This window comes from Peptidiphaga sp., from assembly GCF_057238965.1.
This window is the reverse complement of sequence record NZ_DBHHEV010000011.1, coordinates 1-15,449: the sequence shown is the minus strand read 5'-3', so window position 1 is coordinate 15,449 and position 15,449 is coordinate 1. Positions and strand designations below refer to the sequence as shown.

Below are 15,449 nucleotides of genomic sequence, written 5' to 3'. Positions count from 1 at the left end.
GTCAAGCCGGGGCGGCGTCGAGCAGCGCCCCGAGCGGTCGAACTCAGACGAGGCCCCGGTTCTCCGCATAAAAGTCGGCAAGATGGCGAACGCCGGTTGCGGGTCCGACGCAGTCGTGCAGCATGTTCCACGTCGCGAAGCGCGCGGCGTCCGCCAGGCGTCTGCTGAACAGCGACGTCAGCCCCAGCGCAGGCGGAAGGATCCACGTCGGAATCTTACCCACGCGCGGCCGTTTCCCCATGGCTGCGAGAGCCGTTCGCGCCAGCTCGTCCCAAGTGAAGACGTCGGGCCCGCCGACGTCCCACGATCCCTTCTCTCCCTTTTCCATGAGATCGCAGATGCAGGCCGCGAGGTCCGACCCGTGGATCGGGTTGAGGCGGATGGCTGGGTCGAATATGCGCACCTTGCCCCGCTTGGCCATCTTCAAAACCGACATCATGTCAGAAAAGTATGCCGACGGATTGACGATCTGAGAGACGACGTCGGCTCTTTTCAAGGTTCGTGCGAAGGCGGTTTTGGCCCGCGTCAGTTTGGCCGGGCATTTCTCTCCGCCAAGGACGTTGACGTACGTGAACGAGGCGACGCCGTGACGAAGCGCGGAGGCGAGAATGGCGCGGTTGGCGAGGTTGTCGATCTGCCACGGGTCGGCTTTCTGCCGCGTCACGCCCAGAGCCGAGACGACTTGGGCGGCGCCTTTTGCGAGGTCTTTGACGAAGTCGGGTTCGGTGACGTCGCCGACGGCCCATTCTTCGACGAGCCCCTCCAGCGGCGGCGACTTCCAGGGCCCCTCCTTTTCGGCCCGCGCCCTGTCGCGCACGACTGCACGCACGCGGCGGCCGCGGCGATGAAGTTCTTCGACGATGTGGCGGCCGAGGTAGCCGGTCGCTCCGGCGACTAGAACGGTGGACATTGTTCTTCCTTTCGCGTCTTTGCGGTCGTTTTTCGCGTCATTGAGCAGGCCCCGTCAGCCTCGCTGTTTCGTTCCGCCGGACTGTCCGTTCTGCTCCAGTGGGCCTGGCGTGGGTGTGTCGAGCGATCGCGCGGCCGACCTTTGTGGGGGCGAAGGCTTGCTGAACGGTTGCTTCCAGCAAGCTTCGTCGAAGTTTGTCTGCGCGAACGCCTGAAACCATGCTAGCGTTTATGGACAATGTTGTCCACGAATATGGGGCAAGAAAATCGGGACGGCACAGCGAACAGCACAGAGAAAGGAATCGAGACAATGAATCACGCACATCGCTCGGCGGCCGAACGCGAGCTGCGGCGTCGCCGAGTGCTCGGGGCGGCCTACCTCGCAGCCGGCGTCGGGAAGTGTTTTCCTGCCATAGAAAGCACGCCTGGGCGCTTGGCGCAGGCGTTGCAAGCCAATCGCGGGCATGCGGAGGAGGGCGTGACCCGCTGGCTGGGCGAGCACGCCGAGGAGGCCAACACCGTCGTCGCCGTCGCGATGGCGAGCGCGGGAAGCGTTCTCCTTGAACGCGACAGCCGCCTCGCCGACGCCGCCTTGGCGATGACGCTTCCCATGCTCGGCAGTTTCATGCTGATCTTGCGGCGGGCTCTTCCGCAGGTCGTCCCGATCGACGTCGCTTTCGGCGGCGCGGCGATTCACCTGCTCCTCGCCCGGCGCCGTCTGCGCCGAAGCGCGGCGCCTCGGGCGTTCGCGTCATAGAAGCCGGGCCTGCACGCAGCAGAGCAAGCTCGTCGCCGTAGCCCCCGCCGAAGCGTCATAGAAGCCGGGCCTGCACGCAGCAGAGCCGAACATGGCAGCGGCGGCGCCGAACGTAGGCGCAATGGAGCCAAGCAATGGGCGGCGCGGCGGCGCCGAGCTTGCGTGCCATGTCGTCGAACATGGGCGTCATGAAGGGGCCCCGAGCACTCGCGTCATGAGAATGCGGCTGAGTCCGCGTCCGTCAACGGCGCCGGCGGCCTGCGAGGCCATCCAGCGGTCGAGCGCAACGGCGATGCCCCACACCAGTTCGACGTGAAGGCTCACGGGGATTTCGCGATCGAGCACGCCCAGCGCCCGCCCGGCGCGGACAGCGTGCTCGCACCACTGCCTGGCCGCCCTGCCGAAATCGACGCGGGCGGCGCATTCCGGAGCGTCCGGCATATGGAAAAGGCGCGGGATCGTTGAGATGTCTTGGTCTGCGCCGGCTTCTTCCAGATCGTCGAGGAATGCGAGAATCGAGGGCCAGAACGACTCTGCGTCCAGCGAATCGACGTCGGGCACGCGCACCCTTTCTGCCAGGCGCGTTAAGCCGTCAGAGAATGAGGCTTCGAACAGGGCGGCCTTGCCGCCGAAAAAATAATAGAAGGAGCTGCGCGGAAACTCGGCGGCGGAAAGGATCTCGCTCAGCGAGGCGCCGGTGTATCCGCAGCGGACAAAGTGCGCGCGAGCCTGCCGCATGAGCCTGTCTCGCCGCCCGGCTTCAATCGGCTTGCGAGGCCTGGCCATGTCTCACCCCGTCTCAATTCTCCGCGGCTTGTCTCGGCTCGAGTCCTCGCCGCATTGCCGAAGGCTCGAGCCGGTCGGCTCACAGTTCTGCGAGCTTGGCCTCCACCTGGCTCAGACTCGGATTGGTCAGAGCGCTGCCGTCCTCGAACTCGAGGGTGGGAACGGTGCGGTTCCCGCCGTTGAAAGACATGACGAGCTCGGCGGCCGCGGGGTCCTTTTCGACGTCGACCTCGTCGTAGGCTATCCCCGCTTTGTCCAATTGACGCTTGAGGTTCTTGCAGTAGCTGCACCACGTGGTCGTGTACATCTTGAATTGTGCCATGACGCAAGTTTAAGCCCGTCTGCGCGCCGCTTGGCCCCTGCAGGGCTTTTGTTCGCGAACGGCGCGAACGGGAATGGACGGCCGGCGATCCGGAAAATCTGCCGTTCCGGAAAGTGTCGGAGGGACGTGCCAGACTTGAACCATGGAATCGGCGGACGAATTGCTCGAGCACCTCGATCCGGAGCAGCGCGAAGTCGCCACGCGCTTCGGAGTTCCACTGTGCGTGCGTGCGGGGGCCGGGACGGGGAAGACTCGCGCGATAACGTACAGGATCGCATACGCCGCGCGGGCGGGAATCCTCGACCCCCGAAACGTCATGGCCCTCACGTTTACGTCGCGCGCTGCGGGGGAGCTGCGTTCGCGCCTGCGCGATCTCGGCGTGCGCGGGGCGTCGGCCCACACTTTTCACGCCGCAGCCCTGCGTCAGCTGAGCTACTTTTGGGGGACGGCGATTGGCGGCGCCGTTCCGCCGATCGCAGAGAACAAGCTTTCTATGGTGGCGCAGGCCGCCGGCCAACTCGGCATGACGACCGATTCGGTCTCGTTGCGGGACATGGCTTCCGAGATCGAATGGTCGCGCGTCAGCCTCGTGACCCCCGACGACTACCCGGACCGCGCCCGGAGCCTTCAGCGAGATCAAGCAGCGGGCTATCCCGCCGAAGAAGTCGCTCGGCTCATACGGGCTTACGAGGATGTCAAGCAGAATCGGGGAGTCATCGATTTTGAGGATGTCCTGCTGCTGCTCATCGGCATCCTCATCGACCGTCCCGACGTCGCCCGGATGGTGCGCGACCAGTATCGCCACTTCGTCGTCGACGAGTATCAGGACGTCTCCCCGCTCCAACACAGGCTGTTGCAGCTGTGGATGGGCGAGCGCCGCGACCTGTGCGTGGTGGGCGACGTCTCCCAGACCATCTACTCCTTCGCGGGGGCGTCCTCCCGTTACCTGGCCGATTTTGCGCGAGAGTTTCGGGGCGCCCAGATTCTCGAGCTCATCCGGGACTATCGTTCGAGCCCTCAGATCGTCGCGTGCGCCAACGAGGTCATCGCCCCCGACGCCTCGAAAGGCGCCGTCAGGCTCGTCTCGCAGCTGCCCTCGTCGGTTCCCGTTGTATTCAAGGAGTATGGGGACGACGTCGAAGAAGCCGAGGCCGTGGCAGCTGAGATTCTCCAGCTGCGCGAAAGGGGAGTGGGCCTCGCTGACATCGCCGTCCTCTACCGGACGAACGCCCAGTCGGCGGAGCTCGAGGCCGCTCTGGGGCGGGCGGGCGTCGATTACTCCGTTCGCGGATCCGAGCGTTTCTTTTCCAGGCGAGAAGTGCGCGAAGCGATGGTGGGCATGCGAGCAGCCGCCCGAGCGGAGGCGGGCGGGTCGCTTGCCGACGACGTCAAGGCGGTGCTCATGCAACGCGGGTGGCGCGAACAGCCGCCGGAAGGCGCGGGCGCCGCGCGTGAAAGATGGTCCGCGCTGGCCGCTTTGCTCAAGATGGCCGAAGAAATGGAGCAGGCTCGCGGCGCGGGAATGGCCGAGTTCGTCGCCGAGCTTGAGGAGCGGGCGCAGATTCAGGCTGCGCCCGAGACCGATTCAGTGACGCTTGCATCCCTCCACTCGGCGAAGGGCCTCGAATGGCACGCCGTCTTTCTGGTGGGCATGAGCGAGGGCCTCATGCCGATTTCGCTGGCCAAAGGCGAGGACGCGATAGGCGAAGAGCGGCGTCTCATGTACGTGGGCATCACGCGCGCCAAGCAGTGCCTCCAGATTTCCTACGCCAAGGGCAACGGGCAGCGATCCGTCCGAAAAATGTCGCGTTTTCTGCAGGGGACGTGGCCTCGGCCAAGCGAGCCCGTTTCCCGCGCGACGAGCTACAGGGAGCGTAAAGCGGCGGCGGCGCAGCAATTCGCGGCTGAACACGAAGACGACGTCCCCCTTTTCGAAGCGCTCGTCGAGTGGAGGCTTGAGGCGTCGCGGCGCATAGACAAACCCGCGTACGTCATCCTCCACGACTCAACGCTTCGCGCCGTCGCCGTCGCCAAACCCGCGACGCTCGCTCAGCTGGGGAAGATCCGGGGCATCGGCGCCTCAAAACTCGCCGAGTGGGGGGAGGAGATCCTCGGGGTCGTCGCCCAGTCGCGTTCCGGCCGTTGAGGCGCCCGAGGCGTTGGGCGCCCGACCCGCCTCCCCGTTGGCCGCGGCAACAGCCTCGAAGCCGGACCTGGAATTCGCCTTGACGCTGCGCTCCGCACTCGCTCCGGCGCCGTCCGCCTCGGAATCGGATTCGCCGTCTGCTTTGCCGATCTTGCCCAGAAGAAGGGAGTGCGCGCTGCACGGGCACGCCGGGTGCGCGACGACGGACACTTGGCGGGGTGCCGCCGTGCCGCTAGGCACCCTCCACTGAACCTCTCGCAGACTGTTGCCGTCGCCCGCCAGAAAGCCCAGAATGCAGCGGACCGCCAGATCGCAGGCAAGGTTCCTGACATTCGTCGGGGCGACGATCGGCTTGGCGAAAACGGCCTGGGGCGCGAGGTTGACCCAGGCGGGATCGGCTTCGCACCGCGCTTCGTGCACGCAGCCGGCGCAGGCGTTCTCACCGGGTTCGACCAGGGGGCCGATGCAGGCATCGACTTCCTCGACCCACGCGAGAAGGTGAGGAACGCCCCGTCCGCATAGGTCGCCGGTTGCTCTCGGATCGATGAGGCGCGAGCCGGTGACGACGGCGACGTCGGGAGTCCCGCTCGTGCGAATCCCGACGGAGGCCGAACGCAACGCGGTCAGGAACGCCTGAGCTCGCGGCAGCCCGAGCCGCTTCGCGAGGGCCGGATGATCGTCCCGTCCCACCGCCCCCGTGTTCGGACCGAAGACGATCGCGCCCACTCCCGCCTCAGCGAGAGCCAGCGCTATGGACACGCCGAGGGCGTCGAGGTTTGTCAGCTGCACGCATGCCCCGGACAAACTCCGGGGCGGTTGCGCGAGGACGGCCGCACGATCAAGCATGTCGAGTATCTCGGTGCGCCGCGCAGACGCGATGCGCATTCGGTGCGCCGAAGCCTCGACCTCGGTTGCCGACAACGGACGCGAAAGGGAGGCGACGAAATCCTGCTCGGTTCGATTGAGCCCGCCTACCGTCACGCCTGTGCGGGGATCAAGCCCGATCTGCAGGGTGTTGCGGTCGCGCCAGAACACTCCGAGGCCCTCGCGAATGTGAAAGACCCTGTCCATGGGCTAAAGCTACCGTTGTCCCGGATTTTCACGGCGGAGTTATGCACAGGCGTCAGCGGTCTTCTCAGGGATTTTGTCGACGGCGGTCGGCGCCGTGCGGCTGCGGTGGGAACTCAGGCTTTGAATGGCTTGGAGTTCACTCGGCTTCGGTCGGCGGTTCGTCCTCGCCCAAAAGCTCGGCGAGGAAGGCGTCAAGCTCCTCCGCCACGGCGGGGGAGGGCCCCGCCGAATCGAAGAATGCGTCAGGATCCTCCATGGCCTCGCTGGTCGGAAGCAGATCGGGATGCTTCCACAGTCCGTCGCGGCCCTCGGCGCCGAGCTTGGCGTAGGCGACCTCCCAAAAACGCTGGGCCTCGCGATTGGCGCGCGGCTGGATGTGAAGACCGACGAGGGGTCCGAATACCCGCTGCGCGGGCGAGCTGACGGCCGCACGCCTGCCGAACATCTCGCCGAGCGCCACGGCGTGGGGCAGCTGCGCCGAGGCGACCTGGAGGGATACGGCGCTCACCCATCCTTCGACAAGGGAAAGCAGGTGCTCCAATTGCGCCAAGGCGGCCGACTGGCTTTCTGTCGGCTTGCTGGAGAAGACTTTCGACAGGTCGAATTCTTGGAGCTTTTGGGGGTCGAAGCCGGCCTCGCGGACCTGCTCCTCCATCGAGCTCATGTCGATCTGAATCTCGCGGGCGTAAGCGGCCACGGCGTCAAGGACCCGCGGACGCAGCCAGGGCACCTTCGAATAGAGCCGAGCAACGGCCTGCTCGCGTATCGCCACGAACATGCGGACTTCCTCTTCCGGCGAGTCCAGGCCCTCGGCGAATTCGGAGACGTTCGAGGGGACCATCGCGGCCGTGTGCCCCTCGACCAGCGGAAGGCCGGCGTCGGCGGTGCCGAAGCATACGGTGGAAAGCTCAGCCATGCCCCGTCCGTACTGGAGGCCCATGACGGCGGAGATCAGATTTCGCATCCCGGGAAGGGACTCGGAGTCGCCGAGAACCGAATGGAACTCCTCCGGGATGTTCCCCAGCTGGCCGAGAATGGCATGGATGAAGGCGCGCCCGACGTTCTCGGCCACCGGCTCGGTCAGCCTCTTGAACGTGGGAAGCGAATGGGCGAGCCAATCCAGCCTGCTCCACGCCTGATTCGGACCCGTGCAAGGGTCGACGTCGACTGCGGGGTCCAACCACAAGGACGCGACGGAAAGGGCCTCCCGCGCCCGTTCGCCTTCCGCGGAACTCAGGGAGTCGTAGTGCTCGTTCTGGATCTGATAGCGCGCCGCCTTCTCGGCGATGCTCCAATCCACGGGACCCTCGCCGGAAGAGCCGAGCATGGACCTGACCTGATTCATGACAGCCGTGACGTCTAGGTTTTCCATGCCTTGCAGAGCCGCTGCGGGATTGACACCCGACTCGCGCATCTGCTCAATGATGCGTTCGGCGGTTTCGTCTCCCATCACAGCCCGGAGCATTTCCATCCACTGGTCGGGGTCTTGCGGCAGTTCGTTCTCGCTCACGTTGGGCACCTCTCATCCACTGGCTCAAGTTTATTTGTTCGACGTCGAATATGGCGCGGCTGTCCGCCGAGGGCTAATACCGGGGACCGTGAACGTCCGACCGCCGCCCGAATGCGGCCCGCACAGTCCAATAAGGCCCGCACAGTCCAATGAGGCCGTACAGCGCAGGGGCGTCGCCGGCAGACGGCGCCCGCACATGTGAAGGCCTGCGTCTTGGAGAAGTCGCATCCTCTGAGCTTGGCCTCTCCGCGCGTGCAAAGAAGCGGGTTCCACCATTTCTGGCGGATGTCGAGAGGGTTGGCTTCTCCGCACATGCGAAGACGCGGCCTCCTCGGGCATGATAGACGAGTGAATCCAACACGCAGACGCCTCGTTTCCGGAGGGGCATTCGCTTTGCTTGCCGTCATAGGCCTCGTCATGCCCAGCGCCTACGTCGTCGAGACCCCCGGCCCGGCAATCGACGTCGCAGGGAAGTACGAAGGCAAGCAGCTCGTCACCCTCTCAGGGGCCAAGACGTACGCTTCTTCGACGAAGCTTTTCATGACGACGGTCAGCTCGTACGGAACCGCCGACAACGGGGTTCCCTCCGCCCAGGTGTTCGCCGCGCTCTTCGCGTCGGACATGCAGGCCGTCCCGGTGCGGGCTCTCTACTCCGAGAACGAGACGTCCAGCGACGTCGACAAGAAAAACGCCGCTCTCATGACCGACTCTCAAGACAACGCGGCTGTCGTCGCCCTCGGGAAGACGGGCCACGCCGTCACGATGAAACTCGTGGTGGCAGGCGTGCCGAAAAGCTCCCGCGCGTCCGGCAAGCTCGCCAAGGGGGACGTTCTTACCTCGATCTCGGCCGCCGGGCAGAAGACCGAGATACGGACGTACTCCGATTTGGCCCAACGGCTGGCCAAGATCGCGCCGGGAACGACGGTCACCGTGGGATTCACCCGTGACGGAAAAGAAAAGACGGCCGAGATCGCCACGACGGCGCACGAGGCCGACGCAACCGGCTGGACCCATCCCGGCTCCAAGCTCGGCGTCTACCTTTCAAGCAAGAACCTCAAGTACCCGGTGAAGGTCAATTACGGCGTCGAACAGATCGGAGGCCCCTCGGCCGGGTTGATGTTCAGCCTCGCCATTTACGACGATCTGACTCCGGGCTCGCTGGGCGGCGACAAGGTGATCGCGGGCACCGGAACGATGTCGATGGGCGGCGACGTCGGCCCGATCGGCGGCATCCAGCACAAGCTCGTCGGGGCTTCGCAAAAGGGCGCGAAGCATTTCCTCGCGCCGGCCGAAAACTGCGCCGAGACGATTGGGTACGAGCCGAAGGGTATGAAGGTCTACTCCGTGCGCACCTTCGACGAGGCGGTCAAGGCGGTCCAGGCCATCGGCGCGGGCAAAGCCTCTGGCTTGCAGACGTGCCGCGACGTCGTCGCCAAATCTCCGAAAAAGTGAGGAGCTGAAAAGCTCTGAAGAAGCGACGGGCTGGAGGCTCCGCCGAAAGCGAGGAGCCGAAAGCTTGGCGAAAGGCGGCCGGCTGAATTCCGCGGAAGGCGACAGGCCTGCAAGGCTGGCGAGGCCACTCGGCGAACGTCGCGGGTCAGTCGGCGAATGTCGCCAGGAGAGCCTCAATCATCTCGGGAACCAAGTCGGCGCCGGAGATCGCCTCGGCCTGCGAATCGTGCGAGCGCAGCCTGATCGTGCACCAGCTCTCGCCGTTGCGCAGAACGCCGACGACCATCCTGATGTCCTCGCGGCGCGGGTCGGCGGCGACGAAACGCCGGGCCTCCTCCGCGTCATCGGGAATCTCGGCCTCCGCCTCGGGCGGAAGCGTCACGCGTTCAAGGCTGATCGCCGCGCCGTCGACGGCGTCGGGCCAGGCGAGCCTGCCAAGCAGCTCGTCGATCGAGTCCGAGCTGGGAAGCCCCTCTTGCTCAATCGACAGCAGGCCTGTGGCGTCGGCCGGCAGCTCTGCGGCCAAGGCCGAATTGACTGACATCGCCGTTTCCGCGTCGACGAGGGAAAAGACGCGAACCGGCCCGTCCCATCCGTCTGCGGCGACGTAGGCCTCGATCTCTTTGACAGCTTGCTCAATTTCGCTCACGCCACAAGTGTGCCACGGGGCGCGCCGAGATCGACGTCGCCCCGCCCCAAGCCGCCGCCTGCAGTGAGCTGAAGGCGAGGAGCGCGTTCGCTGCGGGCGTTGGCAGGATTGCAACTGAGCCGCGCGGCGCCTCTTTGCAAACACGGGGCGGCCGGCCCGGGGAGCCCGCCGAGTTCGGTCTGTCTTTTGATGCGTGAAAGGTCGTCGTTCCAGGCCGAATCGGCCGTCGAAGGCATAGAGCTCCTGGGAATATTGCCGCGCATCGGCTAGTTTTGGAGTAGCGCGGTCGACCGACCGCGGAGTCGAAACACGTGAGGCGAAGTTGTCCGCTACAAGCATTCCCCCCAGTTCCTCCAAGGGCGGCCGAAGCAGGTCGGTCGGCGTTTTCGTGCCGACCCTCGTCGTCCTTGCCGTTCTTTTGGCCGGCCTCGTGGTCTTCGCCAATGTGTGGACCGATGTGCAGTGGTATTCCCAGCTGAAAGCCGCCAAGGTTTTCTGGACTCAGTGGGGGTGGGCCATCGCCCTCGGCGCGTTCCGAACACTCCTTGTGGGCCTGTCGGCCTTCGTCAACCACAGCGTGGCCCGAACAGGGGAAAAGACGGCGGTTGGAAATGGAATATACCAGTATCGCCAGCAGATAGAGGAACACCCGTGGCTGGCCCGCCTCTTCGTCCCGCTCGCCTTGGGAATCGTCTTCGGCGCTCAGCTCGGCAGCCAATGGCGCACGTACGTTCTGTGGCTTCACCGCACGCCTTTCGGTCAGAAGGACGCAGAATTCGGCAACGACGTGAGCTTTTACGTTTTCACCCTTCCGGTTCTGCAATCGCTTCTCGCGCTGTCGGTCACGCTTCTCGCCGTCGGAGCAGTGGTGGCCATCGTCAGCCATTATCTTTACGGCGGAATTTCCTCCGACGGCTCGAAGGTGGTCCTCACCTCTCGCGTCCGGGTCCACTTCGGCGTGCTCGGAGCGCTCGCGGCGCTTGTCGTTGCCGGATTCCTTTGGCTTCGCCGGTACAACATGCTTCTGGCCAACAACGAAAAGTTTTCCGGCGCCTCCTTCACGGACATCAACGCCTCCCTTCCGGGCATCACGATCCTGTCGTTGGCTGCGGTGCTCATTGCCGGCCTTTTCGTCCTTGCGGCGGTCAAGGGGCTGTGGAAATTCACGGTCATCGGAATCGCCGTCACGGCCGTGGCGGGCCTCGTCGTCACGACGGCCATTCCCTACTTTGTCCAGCGCTTCCAGGTGGTCCCGAACGCCGCCGAGAAGGAATCGACCTTCATTCAGCGCAACATCAACGCCACTCTCACCGCCTACGGCCTCGACAACGTGAAGAAGAGCGAATATAAGGCGCGGACCGACGCCGCCGCGGGCCAGCTCCGTTCAGACGCCGAGACCACGGCGCAGATCCGCGTGCTCGACCCCAATATCATTTCGCCGACCTTCACCCAGCTTCAGCGCAACAGACCTTACTATTCCTTCGATCAGCAGCTCTCCGTGGACCGCTACACGATCAAGGACACTCCGCGTGACACGGTCATCTCCGTTCGCGAGCTCAACCTCAGCGGGCTTTCGGAGGGACAGCGCACATGGGTCAACGACCACACCGTCTACACCCACGGCTTCGGCGTCGTCTCGGCCTACGGCAACACGACGACCTCGGACGGCGAACCGTCCTTCTTCCAGCAGGGGATCCCCTCGACGGGCGAACTCGGCACGTACGAGCCGCGCGTCTACTTCGGAAAGTCCTCGCCCGACTATTCCGTGGTCGGCGCGCCGAAGGGAACGACGCCGTGGGAGCTCGACTATCCGACCGGCGGGTCGAAGAACGGAGTCAAGTCCACCACCTATGCCGGCGACGGCGGCCCGAAGATCGGCAACGCCTTCTCCAAGCTAATGTTCGCCATCAAATTCCGCGACACTGACCTGTTCTTCTCCGACCGCGTCACGAAGGACTCGCAGATCCTCTACGACCGCGATCCCCGCGTAAGGGTCTCGAAGGTCGCGCCCTACCTGACTTTGGATTCGAGGGTCTATCCCGCCGTCGTCGACATGGACGGCAATCCCAAGACTCCCAAGCGCCTCGTGTGGATCCTTGACGGCTACACGACCACCAACCAGTACCCGTACTCGGCCCGCCAATCCTTGAACGAGGCGACGGCGGACGCGAAGTCCAGAGGCGCAGGCCAGTATGGGGAGTCCCCCGAGCAGGTCAACTACATCCGCAACTCGGTCAAGGCGGTTGTGGACGCCTACGACGGATCCGTCAAGCTCTACCAGTGGGACAAGAAGGATCCGATCGTCAACGCGTGGTCGAAGGTTTTCCCGGGAACGCTGACTCCGATGTCAAAGATGTCGGGCGATCTGATGTCCCATATGCGCTACCCAGAGGACATGTTCAAGGTCCAGCGCACGCTTTTGTCTCGCTACCACGTGACCAATGCCAAGGAATTCTATTCGGGCGGAGACTTCTGGGACGTTCCGCAGGAGCCGACGGCGCCCAAGGGCTCGACGCAGGATCAGCCCCCGTACTACCTGACCCTCCAGATGCCAGGCCAGGACAAAGCGCAGTTCTCGCTTTCCACGGGATTCATCTTGGGCGGCGCCGACAAGCAAAATGTCATGACGGGTTTCCTGGCGGTCGATTCGGAAGCCGGCAGCGAGCCGGGCAAGGTCCGCAACGGGTACGGGCAGCTGAGGTTGATAGAGCTGCCGAGGGACGTGACGGTTCCGGGCCCCGGCCAAGCGGAGAACAACTTCCTGACCGACTCAAAGGTTTCGACCACCCTCAACCTCCTCAAACAGGGAGGGACGCAGGTCATCATGGGCAACCTTCTGACGTTGCCAATAGGCGGCGGGCTCTTGTACGTCCAACCTGTCTACGTCCAGGCCTCTAAGACGAGCGGAAGCACTTCCTATCCGATCGCGCAGTATGTGCTGACAACCTTCGGCAAGGGAAGCAAGATCGGATTTGCGCCGACGCTCGAAGAGTCGCTCAACCAGACCTTCGGCGGGGATTCCGGCGCACAGGCAGGCGACGCGAGCGTCTCCGGGCACAAGGAGGCTCCGTCGGCCGACTCAAACAACAAGCCGAAAGCGAATCCCAGTGCTTCGCCGAGCCCGAGCGGCTCTCCTTCGGCTTCGCCTAGCTCGCCCGGCGCCTCGCCGAGCGGGGGAGGGGCGACGCCGGCCGACGAGCTTCAGTCCGCTTTGAGCGACGCTCAGAAGGCAATGGAAGAGTCGAATTCGGCGATGAAGGAAGGCAACTGGTCGGCCTATGGCGAGGCGCAGAAGAAGCTGCAGAGCGCGCTCGAGCGCGCCGTCAAAGCCCGCCGAGAAGGCGAGGGCGGCAAGTAGGGAGCGGGCGTTGCCATGCGCCTGAACTGGGGCGGAGCGCAGCCTATGGCACGCGCCGCTCAACGTGACAGCTCACACTTCCTCCCTCCTTGCTAGCTGGCTTGGAACGTCGGTAGACTAGACGGGCCGACGCGGGGTGGAGCAGTTCGGTAGCTCGCCGGGCTCATAACCCGGAGGTCGTAGGTTCAAATCCTGCCCCCGCCACAGACAAAGGCCCGGACCGGTTGCGGTTCGGGCCTTTCCCTTGTCCCGGCGAAACACAGCCGGAACCCAGCCGCCGCCGGAGTCTCGCCCGGGAAGCAAATCGCCTACTTCAACGCCGGATGTCTCCAAGGCGGAATAGGGCGGCTCCCTTCGAACGGCCGGGCGTTTCGCAGCGCACAACCGCGCGATGCGAATAGAGAAGGAAACTTCGCGATAACGAACCGCCGTGATTGCGCCGAATTCAGGTTTCCTTGTTTTCGGCCGTCGCGGGATCGCCTGCTTCGTTTTCAGCTATCGCGGGATCGCATGCTTGGTGACGCGAGTGGTGCGGGGCCGAACGAGAGTACTCTTCGATCGCCACGCCGGACTTGAACGTGCGGCAGCGATCCAGGCGGAAGTCGTGTACTGCGGGCTTGGCGTCTCCGAAGAGCCGGATGCCGTCTCCCAGGACGACGGGATTGCGCTTGAGGATGAGGCGATCGATCTCTGTCAGAAGGCGCCCCGCGAGATTTCCGCCGCCGCAGAGATAGATCGCGAGGCCGGATTGTCGCTTCAACTCGCGCACCGTCGCGAGTGCGTCGGCCGTGAACGTCACCCCTTCTGGCGATTTGGTTTCCGACCGCGATGCGACATATTCCGTCAGATGCGCATAAGGCCGTTCGATTCCGGCGGCCCGAGCGACGTCGTAGCTTCTACGCCCCTGAATCACGGTGTCGAAAAGATTGCCCGGCGCGCGTTTCCCCAAGGCTGAGAGAACGTGGGAAGGCAGAGCGTCTGCGAACTCGCTGACATAAGCCGCCATGTGGTCGCCCTCTAAAGGGAAGGCCTCGTAGCTCCCATCCGGTAGAGCGATATATCCATCGATCGATACTGCGACATAGTAGACAAGCTCACGCATAGTTTCTCCAATCACTACTGTTGTTGTGGTTGAGGCAAACTTACCACAACACATGTAGTGGTTTCCGGTATGCTAAGAGCATGGCACGAAACCTTGAGCGGCGCACTAAGCTTGCGGACGCTGCCGTGAAAGTGCTTGCGCGGGAAGGCGCGCGCGGCCTGACGCACAGGGCGGTCGACGCCGAGGCGGGAGTGCCGAAGGGGACCGCCTCGAACTACTTTGCCTCCCGAGACGGGATTGTCGAGGCGATCCTGCTGCGCATCGGCGAGCGTCTGCAACCGGACCCCAAGCTTCATGACAGCCTCGCTCGGCGGACTCCGAACATCGAACTCTTCGGTGCATATCTTCGCGACATCGTTCGTCGGCTGACAACGGATCGGGACGCGGCCATCGCCCTCTTCGAATTGCGCCTTGAAGCCGCTAGGCGACCGGAAGTGGCCGAAGCGCTCACGTCTTGGCGACGTTCGGGACTCGAAGCCGACGTTGAATTCAACCAGAAGATGGGCCTGCCCGGATCGCCTTCGGACATCACACTGTTTCACTATGCCCTGGACGGTTTGATCCTCGACCAGATAACCGTTCCCCTCGATCCCGATGCAGACTCCTACGAGGCCGTGAACGTGCTCGTCGACCGCATCATCGGCGGGAAAGGCTCAGCCTCTGATTGATCGCGCCGATGGTCTCAAGGCCCGGCCTGTGGCGGCGGCGAAGAAGCGCTTGTCCCAGAATGTGAGGAAGGGCTTCCTCCCAGAACGCGGAGAGGCGCTTACTCCCAGAACGTCGGCGTGTATGCGCGAATCTTGAATGCAGAGGGAAACGAAAGACAAGCCGAAAGCCTCGGGGCGTGAAGCAATGGCTCGGGTGCCGCGCTCGCCGCTGATGCGTGCGCGGCACCCTGGGCTTGCCGATTGCCGGGGTGTCGCCATGTTGTGCGTCGGGCGACGGCGAGGCTTGGCGCCCGCTTGGGCGGCCTGTTATGCCTTGGCCGCGGTGGCTGGCGAAACTTCGACGTCGGCCCTTGGCCTCAGGCCAGCGAGGGCTGGAGGCCGAGGCTGCCGACGAGGTGGTCGCGATAGGCCTGCGACGTGACTTCTTCCAGCCAAGCGCGGGCCGCCGCCAAACGCTCGTCGAGCCCCAGACGCTCGATGACCTCCTCGTTGTTTTCGCCCTTGTAGAAGCGGGCAAGGGCCTCGATCGCCTCTTGAGCCTGACGCGCGTCGCGGGCCGCCTTGGCGTCCAGGCGCTCGGAATACCAGGCCGAATTCAGAATGTTCTCGCGCTCGAACTGTGCGCGGAACTCCGGGCTCGCCAAGTTCCAGCCCTCGCGCGAGACGCCGTCGATCATGATCTCCAGCAGGGCCCGCAGCGGCGGCACGGCCCACTCGAT

Annotated in this window: 12 protein-coding genes, 1 tRNA gene and 1 pseudogene; 6 read left to right on the top strand and 8 right to left on the bottom strand. The window is 64.4% G+C overall.

Annotation, left to right across the window (positions count from 1 at the left end):
• Window positions 1-43 precede the first annotated feature (43 nt).
• Window positions 44-910: an SDR family oxidoreductase gene (locus ACO48X_RS02730; protein ID WP_485000304.1), complete on the bottom strand. Its 867-nt coding sequence runs from the start codon at window positions 908-910 to the stop codon at window positions 44-46.
• A 309-nt stretch (window positions 911-1,219) separates the two neighbouring features.
• On the opposite strand from ACO48X_RS02730, the gene ACO48X_RS02725 reads away from it, so the two are divergent.
• A complete protein-coding gene (locus tag ACO48X_RS02725) occupies window positions 1,220-1,666 on the top strand; it encodes a DUF6041 domain-containing protein (protein WP_485000302.1) in 447 nt (148 codons plus the stop codon).
• 186 nt (window positions 1,667-1,852) lie between these two features.
• Here the strand turns inward: ACO48X_RS02725 and ACO48X_RS02720 are convergent, their stop codons facing one another.
• The gene (locus ACO48X_RS02720; protein ID WP_485000300.1) at window positions 1,853-2,452 is read right to left on the bottom strand and encodes a TetR/AcrR family transcriptional regulator; all 600 of its coding nucleotides are present in this window, start codon (window positions 2,450-2,452) and stop codon (window positions 1,853-1,855) included.
• Window positions 2,453-2,531: 79 nt separating this feature from the next.
• Window positions 2,532-2,774, bottom strand: a complete 243-nt coding sequence (locus ACO48X_RS02715) for a mycoredoxin (RefSeq protein WP_485000298.1) — start codon at window positions 2,772-2,774, stop codon at window positions 2,532-2,534.
• Window positions 2,775-2,916: 142 nt separating this feature from the next.
• Between ACO48X_RS02715 and ACO48X_RS02710 the strand changes: the two genes are divergently transcribed.
• Window positions 2,917-4,920, top strand: coding sequence for an ATP-dependent DNA helicase UvrD2 (locus tag ACO48X_RS02710; protein ID WP_485000296.1), 2,004 nt, complete (start codon window positions 2,917-2,919; stop codon window positions 4,918-4,920).
• Here ACO48X_RS02710 and ACO48X_RS02705 read toward each other — a convergent pair.
• Entirely contained in the window at window positions 4,855-5,991 is a 1,137-nt protein-coding gene (locus tag ACO48X_RS02705) for a hypothetical protein (RefSeq protein ID WP_485000294.1), read from the bottom strand. The two genes, ACO48X_RS02710 and ACO48X_RS02705, sit on opposite strands and share 66 nt — an antisense overlap.
• Window positions 5,992-6,127: 136 nt before the next feature.
• Window positions 6,128-7,501: a zinc-dependent metalloprotease gene (locus tag ACO48X_RS02700; RefSeq protein WP_485000292.1), complete on the bottom strand. Its 1,374-nt coding sequence runs from the start codon at window positions 7,499-7,501 to the stop codon at window positions 6,128-6,130.
• A gap of 348 nt (window positions 7,502-7,849) precedes the next feature.
• Here ACO48X_RS02700 and ACO48X_RS02695 point away from each other — a divergent pair, with 348 nt between their 5' ends.
• Complete coding sequence (locus ACO48X_RS02695; RefSeq protein WP_485000290.1) at window positions 7,850-8,953, top strand: YlbL family protein; 1,104 nt, start codon at window positions 7,850-7,852, stop codon at window positions 8,951-8,953.
• 145 nt (window positions 8,954-9,098) lie between these two features.
• On the opposite strand, the gene ACO48X_RS02690 is transcribed toward ACO48X_RS02695, so the two are convergent.
• Window positions 9,099-9,602 carry a PPA1309 family protein gene (locus tag ACO48X_RS02690; protein WP_485000288.1) on the bottom strand — a complete coding sequence of 168 codons (504 nt, stop codon included), beginning with the start codon at window positions 9,600-9,602 and terminating at the stop codon, window positions 9,099-9,101.
• A gap of 388 nt (window positions 9,603-9,990) precedes the next feature.
• On the opposite strand from ACO48X_RS02690, the gene ACO48X_RS02685 reads away from it, so the two are divergent.
• A complete protein-coding gene (locus ACO48X_RS02685) occupies window positions 9,991-12,960 on the top strand; it encodes a UPF0182 family membrane protein (protein WP_485000326.1) in 2,970 nt (989 codons plus the stop codon).
• 130 nt (window positions 12,961-13,090) lie between these two features.
• Window positions 13,091-13,164 (top strand) — tRNA-Met (locus tag ACO48X_RS02680).
• 241 nt (window positions 13,165-13,405) lie between these two features.
• Here ACO48X_RS02680 and ACO48X_RS02675 read toward each other — a convergent pair.
• Window positions 13,406-14,062: a dihydrofolate reductase family protein gene (locus tag ACO48X_RS02675; RefSeq protein WP_485000286.1), complete on the bottom strand. Its 657-nt coding sequence runs from the start codon at window positions 14,060-14,062 to the stop codon at window positions 13,406-13,408.
• An 80-nt stretch (window positions 14,063-14,142) separates the two neighbouring features.
• On the opposite strand from ACO48X_RS02675, the gene ACO48X_RS02670 reads away from it, so the two are divergent.
• Complete coding sequence (locus ACO48X_RS02670; protein ID WP_485000284.1) at window positions 14,143-14,730, top strand: TetR/AcrR family transcriptional regulator; 588 nt, start codon at window positions 14,143-14,145, stop codon at window positions 14,728-14,730.
• A gap of 356 nt (window positions 14,731-15,086) precedes the next feature.
• Here ACO48X_RS02670 and ACO48X_RS02665 read toward each other — a convergent pair.
• A pseudogene (locus ACO48X_RS02665) lies at window positions 15,087-15,449 on the bottom strand (hypothetical protein); the annotation flags it as partial.